Raw genomic sequence first — 16,102 nt, forward strand, 5'->3', positions numbered from 1 at the left:
TGCGGGTTCTTTCATTCCAGCGCTTATTTCTTACGCGCGTACTTCAGTGAATCCAGGGCAACCGCGAAGATGATGATCGCACCCTTGATAATGTACTGCCAGTACGGGTTCACACCGATGTAGGTCAGGCCGTAGTTGATAACGGTGAAGATGATCACACCGGTCACCACGCCCAGCACGGTACCCACGCCGCCGCTGAAGGAGACGCCGCCAACCACGCAGGCCGCAATCGCATCCAGTTCGTACATAAAGCCGAGGTTGTTGGTTGCAGAGCCGATACGGCCTGCTTCCAGCATCCCGCCGAAGGCGTAGAAGACCCCGGACAGGGCATAAATCATCAGCAGGTTCAGAGCCACGTTGACCCCGGAGACCTTCGCCGCTTCCGGGTTACCGCCGATAGCAAAGATGTTTTTACCGAAGCGGGTTTTGTTCCACAGGATCCAGACGAATGCCACCGCAATCAGCGCATAGAAGGTGATATAGGAGAGACGGAAGCTGCCGAGCGCAACAAACCCCTGCGTGAAGGTCGAGAAGCCGCTGTCGAAGCCAGAGATTGGAGACGCGCCGACGAAATCGTAGTACAGGGAGTTGATACCATAAACGATGATCATCGTGCCAAGCGTAGTGATGAATGGCGTCACGTTCAGGTAAGCAATGATGATGCCGTTAATCAGGCCAATTACCGCGCCGATGGCACACACGATCAGGATCACCACGAAAATCGGCATGGTCGCCATCTCCGGGAATACCTTGTTGGCGTTTTCCATCGACTGCAACAGGGTCGCCGCAATGACCGCCGCCAGACCCACCTGGCGCCCTGCCGAAAGGTCAGTCCCCTGGGTAACGATAAGTCCCGCCACGCCAAGCGCGATAATAATACGTACGGAAGACTGGGTCAGAATGTTACTCAAGTTCAGCAGACTTAAGAACGTAGGGTCCTGGAAAATAATAATCGCCAGCAAGACTAAAAGAACAACGTAAATACCGCCTTCTTTCAGATAAGTGAGAAAACTTTTTTTATTTAACGCACTCATGAGGAGCCCCTGATCTTAAAGGTGCAAAGACGCAAGACGCAAAATTTCGTTTTGCGTTGTCGTTTTGGTTTCAACAATACCGGCAACGAGACCATTGCTCATAACCAGAATACGGTCTGTGATCCCTAACAATTCCGGCATTTCGGAAGAAATAATAATGATCCCTTTATCTTTTTTCGCCAGCTCTGCGATAAGCTGGTAAATCTCAAATTTTGCACCCACGTCGATACCGCGCGTAGGTTCATCCAGCATCAGAATTTCAGGCTGGGTTAATAGCCAGCGACCAATAATGACTTTCTGCTGGTTTCCTCCCGAAAGTGAGCCAATTTGCGTGCGGTGGCCCGGCGTTTTCACGCGCATGGAGTCAATCACCCACTGGGTATCGCTCTTCATGCGGGAATTATCCAGCAGCCCGACTTTGTTTTTGTAATTGCGTATATTAGAAATTAACGAGTTAAAGTTAATATCCAGATAAGCGTAAATACCGGTAGAACGACGCTCTTCCGTCACCAGCGCAAAGCCATTATTAATGGCTTCGTTGGCGTTGTGGTTGTTGATCTTCTTACCGTGCAGCGTAATGGTGCCTTCGGCTTTCTCACGGATACCAAACAGGGTTTCCACGATATCGGTGCGCTTAGCGCCCACCAGCCCTGCGATGCCAAGGATCTCCCCCTTGTGCAGATCGAAAGAGACATCGCGGATAGACGGCTGACGCAGCGAGGTCAGGTTACGCACCTCCAGAATCACTTCGCCTGGCTTGTTTTCTTTATCCGGGAAGCGCTGGTTCAGAGAACGGCCAACCATCATGGCGATGATCTTGTCCATGTCCAGCCCTTCCAGCGGCTGGGTGGCAATCCACTGACCGTCGCGCAGGATGGTGATTTCATCGCACAGCTGGAAGATCTCTTCCATTTTATGTGAGATATAGACAATGCCACAGCCGCGATCTTTCAGCTTACGAATAATGGTAAAAAGGTGGTTAACCTCTTTTTCCGTTAATGACGATGTCGGTTCATCCATGATCACAATTTTCGCATCATAGGAGAACGCTTTGGCAATTTCGATCATCTGCATCTGGGAAACGGATAATGTCCCGACGCGGGCGCGCGGGTCGATATCAATATCCAGCTCATCAAAAATGGCTTTGGTGTCGCGATACATTTTATCCTGATCGACAAAGACACCTTTGGTTGGATAACGACCCAACCACATATTATCCATAACTGAACGTTGCAGGACCAGGTTTAATTCCTGGTGTACCATCGAGATACCGTTCTCCAGCGCTTCTTTCGCTGAATGGAAGTCGATCTCTTTTCCCTGAAAAAGAATGCTGCCAGAATCTTTTTGATAGATCCCAAAAAGGCATTTTAATAATGTTGATTTACCCGCACCGTTTTCACCCATTAATGCATGAATAGAGTGAGGACGAACTTTTAAATTAACATTATCGAGCGCCTTAACACCGGGGAATGACTTATTGACACCGGTCATTTCCAACAAGTATTCACCGGACGACTGAGTAGTTGTGCTGACCATAATTATACCTTGTTGGCCTCGCATATCGCGTTATAAAAGGGCGCAACGAATTGCGCCCAGTGAAGACAATGCAGATAACTTATTTACCGATAAACTCAGCCAGGTTGGACTGGTCTACGCCCACGTAGGGAACGCGAACGATTTTGTTGTCAATTTTCCAGTTAGTCCCGTCAGCGGCACCTTTACCATCGGCCAGGTTTTTCGCCAGATCGAAGGTGGCTTTCGCCTGGTTGTTAGCATCGTTCAGCACGGTACCGGCCATAGCGCCAGATTTCACCAGCGCCAGCGCTTCTGGCAGGGCATCCACACCGAATACAGGAATGGCGGATTTGTTGTGTGCTTTCAGCGCTTCTACCGCACCCATTGCCATCGCATCGTTGTTGGCAATGACCACTTCAATTTTGTTGGCGTTAGGGCCGGACAGCCACGCGTCCATCTTATCTTTCGCCTGAGCGGTGTCCCACATTGCGGTGTCTAACGCCAGCTGCTGGGTTTTAAGGCCCTTGTCGTTCAGCTCTTTAATAACGTAGGTGGTACGTGCTTCAGCATCCGGATGGCCCGGTTCGCCTTTCAGCAGAACGAACTGAATCTGACCATCTTTGTTCAGATCCCAGTTTGGGTTCGCCGCCCAGTGTTTCGCAATCAGATCGCCCTGGATAATCCCGGACTCTTTGGAGTCGGTACCCACGTAATACGCTTTGTCGTAGCTGTCCAGCGCTTTACGGGAAGGTTCTTTGTTGAAGAAGACAATTGGCACGTTCTGGCCGCGCGCTTTCTCGATCACCGTGCCTGCCGCAGCCGGGTCAACCAGGTTAATAGCCAGCGCTTTCACGCCTTTTGCCAGAAGAACGTCAATCTGATCGTTCTGTTTGGACTGGTCATTCTGGGAGTCATTCATCAGCAGCTGCACGTCTGGCACTGATTTAGCATCTTTTTCAATTGCTTTACGCACAACGGACATGAAGTTATCGTCGTATTTATAGATAGTCACGCCAATACGGGTATCCGCTGCGTGTGCTGCTGCGCCAAAAAGCATGCTTGCCATGACAGCAGACAGAGTCAACACCTTCTTATTCATGGTATCTCCGGTTTTTTTTATGCAGGGTAGTTCTTGTGAAAAACGGTCGGCGGGCAGATGTTAATAAAACGTTACTGATCGCCGAAGTTCACTTATAAAATGTCCAGCTTCCGTGTTCGGTAACGCTCCAGAAATGCGTTTTATTCGTTGTTTGAGGCATTGCGATAACGGTAAAAGTGAATAATCACCGTTACATTGTGTTTCAGCCCCTAAAACGCTGACATCATAGACAGCGGCTTGTTAAGATACTGTGAATTTACTCACAGATTGAAAACGGTTACATCACGTGATGTTATCAGTTAGTGATCGGAGCCACAGTTTGTCGGATAGCGACCGAATGGCGGCGTACTAAAGTCGGCATAAAACAATGCGTTGCGTCAGGATCTAACAGTCCTGCCGCCCCCTGTAACGCCAGCTCTGTCGCCAGTTTCGCCATCGACGCAATAGGGTAACGCACCGTTGTCAGCTGCGGATCGGTGTAACGGGCAATCGGGATATCATCAAAACCGATCAGCGATAAATGCTGCGGCACCGCAATGCCATTATCTTTCAGCGCGGTAAGCGCACCTGCCGCCATGCTGTCGTTATAGGCAAACACGGCCGTCAGCTGAAGATTACGCCCCAGCAGTTCCACCATTGCCGCTTCACCGCCCTGCATGTCCGGCGAACCGGTACCTACCCAGCTTTCCAGCGGCGCAATGCCCTGCTCTTTCAGGGCGTTTTGCCAGCCCTCGCGGCGCATCATGTCGTCTTCAATACCGTGGCTGGAAGCCAGATAACCTATGCGCTGATGGCCGTTGCTGATGAGCATCCGCGTCGCCATCATCGCGCCGCTGATGTTATCCAGACCGACGCAGCGATGCGCGTAGCCGGTGACGATACGATTGATCAGCACCATGCCGGGGATCTGCTCCATAAACCCGGCCAGCTCTTCATCGCTCAGGGCTTTAGAGTGCACAATCAGGGCGTTACAGCGCTGGCGGATCAGTACCTCAATGGCATAACGCTCTTTTTCAGCCTCGTGATAGCTGTTGCCAATCAGCACGTATTTCTGGTGCTGCTGGGCAACCACATCCACCGCTTTGACCAGCGCGCCGAAGAAGGCGTCCGACACGTCCATCACCACTACGCCAATGGTATCGCTGACCTGCGTCGCCAGCGCCTGGGCATTGGCGTTTGGCCGGTACCCCAGCTGGGTCACGGCTTTCATTACGGTTTCACGCGTTTCAGGGCTGACCAGCGCACTGTTGTTCAGCACACGGGAGACAGTAGCAACAGAAACACCCGCCTGGCGGGCGACGTCACGAATGGTGATCATATTCACCACCCTTTAAAGGATTGCAGCAACTCACAGACACCCCCTGTGTTTAGCAAGGTGGCTATTCTGGCAGCGAGAGAGAGGAGACTACGTGAAGAAGCTCACACAGATGAAAACGCTTACATCCGTTTTGTTAATGATTGTGATCCAGATCGTTATCTGGATGTATTACGCAATGACACGCCCGAAGCACGAGCGGTTAACTGTCGCCATGCCCATTCCAGCGGGCCCTGACGGAAAAAACGCAGCCAGACAACTGAAAACACCACGTTAACAATCCAGACCGGAATAACAAACGCCAGCAGCGTCAGGCGATCGAATTTCATAAACAGGCCGAATCGGTAGAAAAGCGTGGTGCATATCAGCGTTTGCAGGATGTAATTGCTTAACGCCATCCGCCCAACGCAGGCCACCGCACTGACGATCCACAGGCGAGAAAGCTGGGGCCAGAAGCCATAGATCAGCGCCGCATAGCCAATGGTCTGGAACGGCGCGCTCAGTTCGCGCGGCACCTGCAACAGGAACGCACACCAACGGTAATCCCATTGTAGATGCCACTGCATCATCACCGCCGGGAGGTTGATGATCACGCCGAGCAGCACCAGCCCTGCACCCGTACGACGATAGTGTCGCAGGCTAAATTCCCCTTTCAGCCAGCCGGTGCGCATCAGGGCTGCACCCATCAGCATCATCCCCGCCAGCTGCCAGCCGTATTGCGCGCCCAGCGCCAGCAGGTTATCGCCGAGCATATCGGCCCGGTTGCCGATCGCTTCCATGCCGCCTTTCAGCTTCCAGAACTGCTCATATTGCAGGTTGGCCGCATCCGGGATCCATGAACGACTGGTGGAATCATCGGCAATCATGCCAAGCAGCAATAACACGGCCAGTCCCATGACATAGAGCATCACGCCGGTGTTAAACAGGCTTTTCACACCGGGTGCGTCGCGGATCAGCCGCCAGCAAATCAGGCCCACCAGACCATACGCGAGCAGAATATCGCCGTCCCAGAAAAGCAGCCCGTGAATAAAACCGAGGATAACCAGCAGCGTTAAACGCGACTGGATCCAGCGCGTACCGCGTTTGAGGAGAAGCTGAAGTCCCGCGCCAAACAGAAGCGCAAAGAGGGTCAGGAATTTCACCTGTGCAAAGAGATCGAGGATTGCCCACGTCCAGGCGTCGCTACGCGTGATGTCGCCATACCACGCAGGATTCAGATAGGCGGCCTTCGGCAGACCGAAGGCGCTGATATTCAGCAGCAGGATACCGAGAATGGCGACGCCGCGAACAAAATCGAGCGTGACGTTTCGCTCCATGGTCCCTGCCCTGTCTGATTAGTTGTGGTGACGCACGGCGCGCAGGAACTCCTGGCGGGTGTTCTGGCTCGATTTGAACAGGCCGCCCAGCGAAGTGGTGGTGGTTGCGCTGGTAGCATCACGCACGCCGCGCGCTTTCACGCAGTAGTGCACCGCGTCGATAGACACCGCCACATTGTTAGTCCCCAACAGGGTTTGCAGTGCGGTCAGGATCTGCTGCGTCAGACGTTCCTGCACCTGCGGACGCTGGGCAAAGAACTGCACGATGCGGTTGATCTTGGACAGGCCAATGACCGTATCTTTTGGAATATAGGCCACCGTCGCTTTACCATCGATGGTCACAAAGTGATGCTCGCAGGTGCTGGTCAGCGTGATATCGCGTACCGTCACCATCTCATCGACCTTCATCTTATTTTCAATGACGGTGATTTTCGGGAAGTTCGCGTAATCCAGGCCGGAGAAAATTTCGTCGACGTACATCTTCGCGATGCGGTGCGGCGTCTCCATCAGGCTGTCGTCGCTCAGATCGAGATTCAGCAGTTGCATGATCTCCGTCATATGGCCGGCGATCAGACGCTTGCGGGTAACATTGTCCAGCTCCTGCACGGGCGGGCGCAGTGGCGTTTCAAGACCGCGCGCAACCAGCGCTTCATGGACAAGGGCTGCTTCTTTACTGAGTGATGACATTCTTTTCTCCTGCAGGTGTGGCGTCTTTTGCCCTCGTTGTGGCAAAAGTGTGCGCTCATTGTGCGTGAGGCGACGCACATAATCCAGTATTCACGACGATAATTATTGCAATTGCTGTTGCCTTTCAGCCTGACGGTTCCAGACTAACGCTCCGCCAACGAACAGCGCGATCCCCGCCAGCCCCAGCGCAGGTTCCAGACGGTGCGTGAGCCAGGTCGACAGAGCCGACGTGACCGGACCCACCAGCTGACCAATGGCATACCCGGTGGTTAGCAGTCCCGCCATGTAACGCGTGTGGTCTGGCGCCAGCTCGCGACCGTACAGAAGAGAGAGCTGCACGGCGCAGAGGAACCCGCCGCCCACCAGCAGCCCACCCGTCAGCAAGCCGCCTATGCCCGGCAGCAACCAGGCCGCCAGCACGCCAATCCCCTGTAACCAAAGAACAATCGCCAGCCTGCGGTTAGCGCTTGATGTATGCCGCAGGGCAATGCTCAGCGCAATCCCCACCACCGAGGCGGCGCCAAATATTGGCCAGACAAACTGGGCAAACAGGCTGCCGGGAAAACGCACCGCCGCCATTTGCGATAAAAAGGTCGCCGGGAGGATATAGCCGAACCCTGCCAGGCTGTAGCTCCAGACCAGACGCCGGAGATCCGCAGTCAGCAGCAACGGCTCAGGCGCGGTACCAGGGCGATGAAGCTGACCTGCGCGCGGCAGGTAGCGCGCCACCAGTACGATCAGCACCAGCGCCAGTACGCCGTAGATTTGCCATGCCGCCCCGGCGGACAAGGATTTCGCCTGAATATAGACCGCCAGCAGGCCGCTCAGGGCGATGCCGGCCCCGGGTCCGGCAAAGACGGCCGCACTGAGTCCCGGTTTGCCCAGCTGCCCCAGCCGCTCGTTGGTCCAGGCGGCAATCAGCACCATCGACCAGCCGCTCATGCATCCGATCACAAAGCGCAGCAGACCGTGAACGACGGCATTCTCTGCCGCCGCGGAGAGCAGCGTCAGCGCCACCGCACCGGTGATGCCAAGCCAGAGGCGCGTTTCAACGAAGCGATGGGCGCGCATGGCATCCCATGCCCCCACCAGATAGCCCAGATAGTTCATTGCCGCCACCAGCCCCGCGCTGGTAAGCGTGAGTTGCCCGGCGGCTATCATCAGCGGCACCTGAGGCGTGAAGGCGAAGCGTCCTATCCCCATCGCCACGACCAGAACCACAAATCCGCTGAGCGCGATACGCAGCGACATGATCGCTCCAATTGTTAAAGAAAAGTAAATTTATGATGCAACATCTCGCCGTCCTGCGAAAGTGAAAGTTGCTCACAGGTCAATGAAAACTCTGTATTATGCGTTTTATGAATAGTCTTTCGTATAAGGAGCCCTGCATGGAACTGCTCGAAGAGCATCGTTGTTTTGAAGGTCGACAGCAGCGCTGGCGGCACGACTCCACCACGCTGAATTGTGCTATGACGTTCAGCATTTTCCTGCCCCCTGCGGACAATCCACCGGTGCTGTACTGGCTTTCAGGCCTGACCTGCAACGACGAAAACTTCACCACCAAAGCGGGCGCCCAGCGTATTGCCGCCGAACTGGGCATTGCGCTGGTGATGCCAGATACCAGCCCGCGTGGCGAGGACGTGGCCGACGATGCCGGATACGACTTGGGTAAAGGCGCTGGCTTCTATCTCAACGCCACGGAACAACCGTGGGCGAGCCATTACCGCATGTATGACTACATTCGCGATGAACTGCCTGCCCTGGTGCACTCTCAGTTCGCGGTCAGCGAGCGCTGCGCGATAAGCGGACATTCGATGGGTGGCCACGGGGCGCTGATAATGGCGCTAAAAAATCCGGGGAAATACACCAGCGTGTCCGCATTTGCGCCGATTGTGAACCCAACGCAGGTGCCGTGGGGGCAAAAAGCCTTTAGGCACTATCTGGGTGAAGATGTAGAGAAATGGCAGGAATGGGATAGCTGCGCGCTGATGCTGGCGAGCCAGTCAGAAGACGCTATCCCGATGCTGGTGGATCATGGTGATGCCGATCAGTTCCTCGCCGGGCAGTTACAGCCTGCGGTGCTGGCGGAAGCCGCGCGCCAGAAGGACTGGCCGCTAACGCTGCGCATTCAACCGGGATACGACCACAGCTATTACTTCATGGCGTCCTTTATTGAGGATCATCTCCGCTTCCATGCGGAACATCTGTTCAGGTAAGTTCCGCCTTTTGCCCGGTAGCGCCTCCTGCCTGCCGGGTCTTTCCCCTCCCCCTCTTTACATACTTCTATCCGCTTGAATCCAGCCTGTTTTCCGTCGCCATCACTCAAACACAAATGATTTCAATTATCATTTGTGTTTACAATTCTACATTCTTTTGTACAATTCCAGGCTCTTCTCCATCTCAAAGAGTTCTTACAAGACAAAAACATACAGTTCTCAGGGTTATCCCGATGGAGTTTTTTTCATTTTTATACGGAATGTACAAATGACAATACCACGCATTAAGCTCCTGGCCGTCGCCATTGGCGCTGCCACATGTTCCCCCTTCGTTCACGCAGCCGATCAGGACACCGTTGTCGTCACTGCAACGGGTTTTGAACAAAAGATCCAGAATGCCCCCGCCTCCATCTCTGTGATTTCAAAACAGCAGATTGAAGATAAAGCCTACCGTGATGTTACCGATGCCCTGAGAGATGTCCCGGGTGTTGTCGTCACTGGCGGCGGGAGCAGCAGTGATATCAGTATTCGCGGCATGGCCTCTCAGTACACCCTGTTCCTGGTGAACGGCAAACGCGTCAGTACGCGAAGCACCCGCCCCAACAGCGACAACTCGGGTATTGAACAAGGCTGGCTGCCGCCGCTGGAGTCCATTGAGCGCATCGAGGTCATCCGCGGCCCGATGTCCTCGCTTTACGGCTCCGATGCGATGGGTGGCGTCATTAACGTCATTACCAAAAAAGTCTCGAACACCAAAGCCTGGACCGGTTCGTTGCATGGCGATGCAACCTTCCAGGAAAATCATGATTCCGGCGATATCTTCCAGACCAACGCCTACGCCTCTGGTCCCCTGATCGATGGACTTCTGGGCGCAAAGGTGACGGGGCTGTTGTCACGCCGCGCAGAAGATAAAATCGTGAACGGCTATAACGAGCAGAAAATGCGTAACGGTGGCATTACGCTGAACTTCACGCCGGACGAGAAGAACGATTTCGACCTCGACTTTGCTCGCGAACTTCAGGACAGAAACAGCACCCCGGGGATGTCGAAAGCGGCTGAAACCTGCCGGGGAACAACCTGTACGCCAAATACCAAAAGCGACTCGCGCTATGAGCACACGACCTACTCGTTAACCCACAGTGGTTATTACGAAGACTTCAATACCACCAGCTATATCCAGCAGGAAGAGACCAATAATCCAGGTCGCGAAATGCGCTCCTATAACACCACCTTCAACAACCAGAACCAGATTTTCCTCGGCGATCATACGTTGACCCTCGGCGGGCAGTATCGCTATGAGAAACTGCGCGACAACGGTAATCAGCTGGAAGCTGCTGACGGCCTGAACAAACTGACGCGCTGGAGCTGGGCCCTGTTTGCCGAAGATGAATGGTCAATGACGGAAAGCTTTACGTTGACCGGCGGCCTGCGTATGGACAAAGACCAAAACTACGGTACTAACTGGACGCCGCGCGGTTACGGCGTATGGCACCTGGCCGATCAGTGGACGTTGAAAGGCGGGGTTTCTGCTGGCTATCGTGCGCCGGATCTGCGTCAGTCGTCTGCCAGCTGGGGCCAGGTGACAGGTGGCGGCCGTCTTGACGGTATCATCGTCGGCAACCCGGATCTGAAACCAGAGAAGAGCCTGAGCGAAGAGCTCGCCCTGCTCTGGGATAACAACGATAACCTGAATGCCGGCGTAACGCTGTTTAATACCGACTTCAAGGACAAAATTACGGAAGTTCGCCGCTGTAACAGCAGCGCCGATCCCGCCTGTACGATTGGCGGTCACAGCTATGATTTCGTCAGCGATCGCGTCAACGTGGACAAAGCCAACATGCGCGGTGTGGAGTCCTCCTTCGGGTGGAAGATCACGCGTGATGTGAACTGGACTGCAAACTACACCTATACAGAGTCCGAGCAGAAGAGCGGCCAGTTCTCCGGCAAGCCGCTGAACAAAATGCCGAAACACATGTTCAACACCACCCTGGACTGGCAGGCGACGCCAGACGTCGGGTTCTGGAGCCGTCTGAACCTGCGCGGTAAAACGTCTGAGTACCTGAGCCGCACGTCAATGTCCCAGGGTACGCCGTCCTACACTCAGGTTGATGTCGGTATGCGCTACAACGCCAACAAAAACCTGCTGGTTACTGCCGGTGTGTATAACGTGCTCGATAAGCAGATTGATTACGATACGTATGACACCGTGCTGGATGGCCGCCGCTATACCGTTGGCATGACCTACAGCTTCTGATCTGCCATAAAAAAGCCCGCTCAACTGAGCGGGCTAAAAGAGAGGAAGTGCGGTTATTATTTAAATCGTTCCGGGAAATCCATTTCACTGTAGCGAACGAAGCGTGTTCCTTTCGTCAGTTTGTAGCCAAACCAGATGATCAGGAACAGCGGAATGCCAATATAGGTGGCCGTGACGGCGCCCCAGTCAATGGTGTCCGCAAGGAAGGCCTCATAGTTCTGACCCAGGGTAATAATCAGGCACAGAACGAAGGCGAAGATCGGCCCCAGCGGGAAGAATCCTGACCGGTACGGCAGGTTATTCAGATCATGCCCCTGCTTGACGTACCCGCGACGGAAACGGTAGTGGCTGATGGCAATGCCCAGCCAGGCAATGAAGCCCGTCATACCAGAGGTGTTCAGCAGCCACAGGTAGACCGTCTGGTTGCCGAACATGGAGGTCAGGAAACAGAGACCCGCAATCACCGTGGTCGCATACAGCGCGTTGCGTGGCACGCCACCGCGAGACAGTTTCGAGAAAATACGCGGCGCTTTACCGTCGCAGGCCAGGGTGTAGAGCATGCGGGTGGAGGCGTACATCCCGGAGTTACCCGCAGACAGTACCGCCGTCAGGATCACCGCGTTCATCACCGCCGCGGCTGAGAGCAGACCCGCGTGCTGGAAGACCAGCGTGAACGGGCTGACGCTGATGTCTTTTACGTCGTTACGCAGCAGGCTTGGGTCGGTATACGGAATGATCAGGCTGATAATCAGGATCGCGAACACATAGAACAGCAGGATACGCCAGAACACCTGACGCACCGCGCGCGGAATATTCTTCTCCGGGTTTTCGGATTCACCGGCCGCAATGCCAATCAACTCGGTACCCTGGAAGGAGAAGCCGACAATCATCGCTACGCCAATCATCGCCGAGAAGCCCCCGGCAAACGGCGCATCGCCTATTGTCCAGTTACTCCAGCCCGCCGGTTCAGCCCCTTTGAAAATACCAACGATCATCGCCACACCGACGACGATAAAGATGATGACGGTTGCCACTTTAATCAAAGAGAACCAGTATTCCGCTTCGCCGAAACCGCGCACGGAGATGTAGTTCAACAGGAAGATGACCGCCAGGAACAGGGCGCTCCAGATCCAGCCGGGCGTGTCCGGGAACCACCAGGTCATTACCAGCTGTGCCGCGACGAGGTCAACGGCGATGGTCACCGCCCAGTTGTACCAGTAGTTCCAGCCCAGCGCGAAGCCGAAGCCTTCCTCAACGTATTTTTGTCCGTAGGTCGAAAACGAACCAGACACCGGCATGTATGCCGCCAGTTCGCCCAGGCTGGTCATCAGGAAGTAGACCATCAGGCCAATCAGGATATAAGAGAATAATGCCCCACCCGGGCCGGCTGCCGAAATTGTTGCGCCAGAGGCAACGAAAAGACCCGTACCGATGGAGCCGCCAATGGCGATCATCGTCAGGTGACGCGCCTTAAGTGCGCGACGTAGCGCGGGCGCTTGTGTGGTTTTAGTTTCTGAAACCATGTGAAAATGCTGTCCATTCAATAAATGAGGCGCGATTGTAGCAGACGATCTGCGTTGCTTCCGGCAGAAATACTCAGTTATAAGAGAGCTTCATGACTCGGCCAGGATTATAAGTAAAGCATAATTTTTCCCTCTCCCCTTTGGGGAGAGGGCCAGGGTGAGGTGCGCTTTTACATCTCGCAGTAGCGCAGAAAACGCTGGAGCGAGCTGGAAAGGTGTTTCTGACGATGATGGATGCACCACAGCGTGCGCACCAGCTTCGGCAGCGGAACGGGGATCTCAACCAGTGAGCCGGTTTCCAGCTGTTCGGCAATCACCCGTCGGGAAAGACAGCTAATGCCCAGACCATGGCGTACGGCATGCTTAATGGCCTCGGAGTTACCTAATTCCATCCCTAACTGGAACTGCGGTAGATGGGACAGCAGCAGATAATCGACAATCTCACGCGTGCCGGAGCCCTGCTCTCGCAGGATCCACTGCGCTTGCGCCAGCCGCTCCAGCGTGACCTCGCCCTGGAGTAAAGAAGAGGCCGGAGAGGCAAACACCACCAGCTCATCCTCCAGCCAGGGCTCCGCAATGATATCCACGTTGTGGCACGGCCCTTCGATAAGCCCGATGTCCACGCGGAAATCAATCACCGCGTTGATCACGTCCTGGCTGTTGCCGACGCTCATCTCCAGCGGCAGGGTCGGAAAATCCCGGCGGTAGCGGGCAATCACTTCCGGCAGGATGTAGTTACCGATCGTGCTGCTAGCGTAGACGCGAATAGCGCCGTTGTCCTCGCGGAACAGCTGTTCGATCTCCGTCGCCTGCTCCAGTAAAGCCAGGGCACGCGGATACAGCAGGCGGCCATGTTCGTTCACCACCAGCCGCTTCCCTACCCTGTCGAAAAGCTGGACGCCCAGTTGCCCTTCAAGATCGGTCAAGGCCGCGCTAACGGCGGACTGCGAGAGCGCCAGCATTTGTGACGCCTGGGTTGTCGAGCCGCTTTTCAGCACCTCGGCAAAAACTTCCAGCTGACGCAATGTAATGTGCATGGTTGCTTACCACTTATAAAGATTGATTATAAATATATAATCAATTTTATTTTTAAGCCAGAGCGCCGTAACCTTTAGCCAGACAAAGGAGAAGGTTATGTCAGAAATCACCTTACAACATCATCGTACAGTGTGGCACTTCGTGCCGGGTCTCGCGCTCAGCGCCGTGGTTACCGGCGTGGCCTTATGGGGCGGCAGTATACCGGCGGTTGCCGGTGCAGGGTTCAGCGCCCTGACGCTGGCCATTCTGCTCGGCATGGTGGTCGGGAACACCGTTTACCCGCACATCTGGAAATCCTGCGACGGCGGCGTGATTTTCGCCAAGCAGCATTTATTACGTCTCGGGATCATCCTTTATGGCTTCCGTCTCACCTTTTCGCAGATTGCGGATGTGGGGGTCAGCGGGATTGCCATTGACGTCCTGACCCTTTCGAGCACCTTTTTACTGGCGTGCTTTATCGGCCAGAAGATCTTTGGGCTGGACAAACAGACCAGCTGGCTGATCGGTGCGGGTAGCAGCATCTGCGGCGCGGCGGCGGTACTGGCAACAGAACCCGTCGTTAAAGCCGAAGCCAGTAAAGTCACGGTTGCCGTCGCGACGGTAGTTATCTTCGGTACGCTGGCGATCTTCCTGTATCCGGCCATGTATCCGCTGGTGGCGCACTGGTTTAGTCCGGAAACCTACGGCATTTATATCGGCTCAACCATGCACGAAGTGGCGCAGGTGGTGGCGGCAGGTCACGCCATTAACCCGGAAGGGGAAAACGCGGCGGTCATCGCCAAAATGCTGCGCGTGATGATGCTGGCCCCGTTCCTGATTTTCCTCGCGGCGCGGGTTAAACAGCTTGCTCCGGCAGGCGGCAGCGAGAAAAGCAAAATCACCATTCCGTGGTTTGCGATCCTGTTCATCGTGGTCGCTGTCTTCAACTCTTTCCACCTGCTGCCAAAAGCGATGGTGGATATGCTGGTCACGCTGGATACGGTCCTGCTGGCGATGGCAATGGCGGCGCTGGGCATCACCACGCACGTCAGCGCGCTGAAAAAAGCCGGGGCGAAACCGCTGCTGATGGCGCTGGTGCTGTTCATCTGGCTGATAGTTGGCGGCGGTGCGATTAACCTTGCGGTACACAGCCTGTTGGCATAAACCATCTCGTCCTTCTCCTGTTAACCCGTTATCATAGGCATTTCGGGTTAACAGGAGTCTTTTTATGAAATATGTTGGAGCGCACGTCAGCGCTGCCGGTGGCCTTGCGAATGCCGCCATTCGCGCCGCCGAAATCGAGGCGACCGCTTTCGCCCTGTTCACCAAAAACCAGCGCCAGTGGCGCGCAGCTCCCCTCACCGCGGAAGTGATTGATGACTTTAAAGCCGCCTGCGAGAAATACGGCTACGGGCCTGGCCAGATCCTTCCCCATGACAGCTACCTCATTAACCTCGGTCACCCGGTTGCCGAGGCGCTGGAAAAATCCCGCGAAGCGTTCCTGGATGAGGTTCAGCGCTGTGAGCAACTGGGGCTAACGCTGCTGAATTTCCATCCCGGCAGCCATCTGATGCAAATCGACGAAGACGCCTGTCTGACGCGCATCGCCGAGTCAATTAACATGACGCTGGATAAAACCCAGGGTGTGACGGCGGTGATTGAGAATACCGCCGGTCAGGGCAGCAACCTCGGCTTTAAGTTTGAGCATCTGGCGGCGATCATCGACGGCGTGGAAGACAAATCCCGCGTGGGCGTGTGCATTGATACCTGCCACGCGTTTGCGGCCGGTTATGACCTGCGCACAACCGAGGCCACAAAAAATACCTTCGAGGAGTTCGAGCGTATTGTTGGTTTTAAATATCTTCGCGGTATGCACTTAAACGATGCGAAAAGCGCGTTCGGCAGTCGCGTTGACCGCCACCACAGCCTGGGCGAAGGCAACATCGGCCACGATGCGTTCCGCTTTATCATGCAGGATGCCCGCTTCGACGGCATTCCAATGGTGCTGGAAACCATCAATCCGGATATCTGGGCGGAAGAGATTGCCTGGCTGAAGGCGCAGCAGACCGCTGAACAGGCAGCATAAAAAAAGCCGGGTTGCATTAGCACCCGGCTTTTTTATTGCT

Annotated in this window: 13 protein-coding genes; 4 read left to right on the forward strand and 9 right to left on the reverse strand. The window is 54.9% G+C overall.

All coding sequences use genetic code 11. From position 1 onward, the window contains the following. Positions 1–23: 23 nt before the first annotated feature. From mglC to O1724_RS15415, 7 genes are all read right to left on the reverse strand, one after another. Entirely contained in the window at positions 24–1,034 is a 1,011-nt protein-coding gene (mglC, locus tag O1724_RS15385; RefSeq protein WP_003859318.1) for a galactose/methyl galactoside ABC transporter permease MglC, read from the reverse strand. Between the two features lie 15 nt (positions 1,035–1,049). Beyond that, positions 1,050–2,570, reverse strand: coding sequence for a galactose/methyl galactoside ABC transporter ATP-binding protein MglA (mglA, locus tag O1724_RS15390; RefSeq protein ID WP_003859320.1), 1,521 nt, complete (start codon positions 2,568–2,570; stop codon positions 1,050–1,052). Between the two features lie 79 nt (positions 2,571–2,649). Next, on the reverse strand, positions 2,650–3,648 hold the full coding sequence (gene mglB, locus O1724_RS15395) for a galactose/glucose ABC transporter substrate-binding protein MglB (RefSeq protein WP_045337654.1): 999 nt from the start codon (positions 3,646–3,648) through the stop codon (positions 2,650–2,652). A 295-nt stretch (positions 3,649–3,943) separates the two neighbouring features. Continuing rightward, complete coding sequence (galS, locus tag O1724_RS15400; protein ID WP_045331145.1) at positions 3,944–4,966, reverse strand: HTH-type transcriptional regulator GalS; 1,023 nt, start codon at positions 4,964–4,966, stop codon at positions 3,944–3,946. 155 nt (positions 4,967–5,121) lie between these two features. Continuing rightward, positions 5,122–6,279, reverse strand: a complete 1,158-nt coding sequence (gene yeiB / locus O1724_RS15405) for a DUF418 domain-containing protein YeiB (RefSeq protein WP_032659578.1) — start codon at positions 6,277–6,279, stop codon at positions 5,122–5,124. Positions 6,280–6,297: 18 nt separating this feature from the next. Next, positions 6,298–6,966 (reverse strand): GTP cyclohydrolase I FolE, encoded by a 669-nt coding sequence (gene folE / locus O1724_RS15410; RefSeq protein ID WP_003859328.1) that lies wholly within the window; start codon positions 6,964–6,966, stop codon positions 6,298–6,300. A 102-nt stretch (positions 6,967–7,068) separates the two neighbouring features. After that, the gene (locus O1724_RS15415; RefSeq protein WP_048240461.1) at positions 7,069–8,217 is read right to left on the reverse strand and encodes a YbfB/YjiJ family MFS transporter; all 1,149 of its coding nucleotides are present in this window, start codon (positions 8,215–8,217) and stop codon (positions 7,069–7,071) included. 137 nt (positions 8,218–8,354) lie between these two features. On the opposite strand from O1724_RS15415, the gene fghA reads away from it, so the two are divergent. Further along, the gene (gene fghA / locus O1724_RS15420) at positions 8,355–9,182 is read left to right on the forward strand and encodes an S-formylglutathione hydrolase (RefSeq protein WP_479983893.1); all 828 of its coding nucleotides are present in this window, start codon (positions 8,355–8,357) and stop codon (positions 9,180–9,182) included. Positions 9,183–9,450: 268 nt separating this feature from the next. Further along, entirely contained in the window at positions 9,451–11,436 is a 1,986-nt protein-coding gene (locus tag O1724_RS15425; protein ID WP_045337659.1) for a ligand-gated channel protein, read from the forward strand. 56 nt (positions 11,437–11,492) lie between these two features. On the opposite strand, the gene O1724_RS15430 is transcribed toward O1724_RS15425, so the two are convergent. After that, complete coding sequence (locus tag O1724_RS15430; protein WP_003859336.1) at positions 11,493–12,959, reverse strand: amino acid permease; 1,467 nt, start codon at positions 12,957–12,959, stop codon at positions 11,493–11,495. Between the two features lie 170 nt (positions 12,960–13,129). Beyond that, complete coding sequence (gene yieE, locus O1724_RS15435) at positions 13,130–13,996, reverse strand: DNA-binding transcriptional regulator YeiE (protein ID WP_003859337.1); 867 nt, start codon at positions 13,994–13,996, stop codon at positions 13,130–13,132. A 97-nt stretch (positions 13,997–14,093) separates the two neighbouring features. Between yieE and O1724_RS15440 the strand changes: the two genes are divergently transcribed. Together O1724_RS15440 and nfo are read left to right on the forward strand one after the other, a co-directional pair. Beyond that, positions 14,094–15,140 (forward strand): YeiH family protein, encoded by a 1,047-nt coding sequence (locus O1724_RS15440; RefSeq protein WP_126297202.1) that lies wholly within the window; start codon positions 14,094–14,096, stop codon positions 15,138–15,140. Between the two features lie 64 nt (positions 15,141–15,204). Then, positions 15,205–16,062, forward strand: coding sequence for a deoxyribonuclease IV (gene nfo / locus O1724_RS15445; RefSeq protein ID WP_126297201.1), 858 nt, complete (start codon positions 15,205–15,207; stop codon positions 16,060–16,062). The last annotated feature ends 40 nt before the right edge of the window (positions 16,063–16,102 follow it).

This window comes from Enterobacter cloacae complex sp. HYC074_NIDB (genome assembly GCF_056673345.1).

Excerpts from the sequence above, each read along its gene's own strand:
- folE (WP_003859328.1), bottom strand. The coding sequence starts at position 6,966 with ATGTCATCACTCAGTAAAGAAGCAGCCCTTGTCCATGAAGCGCTGGTT.
- nfo (WP_126297201.1), top strand. The coding sequence starts at position 15,205 with ATGAAATATGTTGGAGCGCACGTCAGCGCTGCCGGTGGCCTTGCGAAT.
- O1724_RS15440 (WP_126297202.1), top strand. The coding sequence starts at position 14,094 with ATGTCAGAAATCACCTTACAACATCATCGTACAGTGTGGCACTTCGTG.
- O1724_RS15430 (WP_003859336.1), bottom strand. The coding sequence starts at position 12,959 with ATGGTTTCAGAAACTAAAACCACACAAGCGCCCGCGCTACGTCGCGCA.
- mglC (WP_003859318.1), bottom strand. The coding sequence starts at position 1,034 with ATGAGTGCGTTAAATAAAAAAAGTTTTCTCACTTATCTGAAAGAAGGC.
- O1724_RS15425 (WP_045337659.1), top strand. The coding sequence starts at position 9,451 with ATGACAATACCACGCATTAAGCTCCTGGCCGTCGCCATTGGCGCTGCC.
- mglB (WP_045337654.1), bottom strand. The coding sequence starts at position 3,648 with ATGAATAAGAAGGTGTTGACTCTGTCTGCTGTCATGGCAAGCATGCTT.
- O1724_RS15415 (WP_048240461.1), bottom strand. The coding sequence starts at position 8,217 with ATGTCGCTGCGTATCGCGCTCAGCGGATTTGTGGTTCTGGTCGTGGCG.
- mglA (WP_003859320.1), bottom strand. The coding sequence starts at position 2,570 with ATGGTCAGCACAACTACTCAGTCGTCCGGTGAATACTTGTTGGAAATG.
- yieE (WP_003859337.1), bottom strand. The coding sequence starts at position 13,996 with ATGCACATTACATTGCGTCAGCTGGAAGTTTTTGCCGAGGTGCTGAAA.
- yeiB (WP_032659578.1), bottom strand. The coding sequence starts at position 6,279 with ATGGAGCGAAACGTCACGCTCGATTTTGTTCGCGGCGTCGCCATTCTC.
- galS (WP_045331145.1), bottom strand. The coding sequence starts at position 4,966 with ATGATCACCATTCGTGACGTCGCCCGCCAGGCGGGTGTTTCTGTTGCT.
- fghA (WP_479983893.1), top strand. The coding sequence starts at position 8,355 with ATGGAACTGCTCGAAGAGCATCGTTGTTTTGAAGGTCGACAGCAGCGC.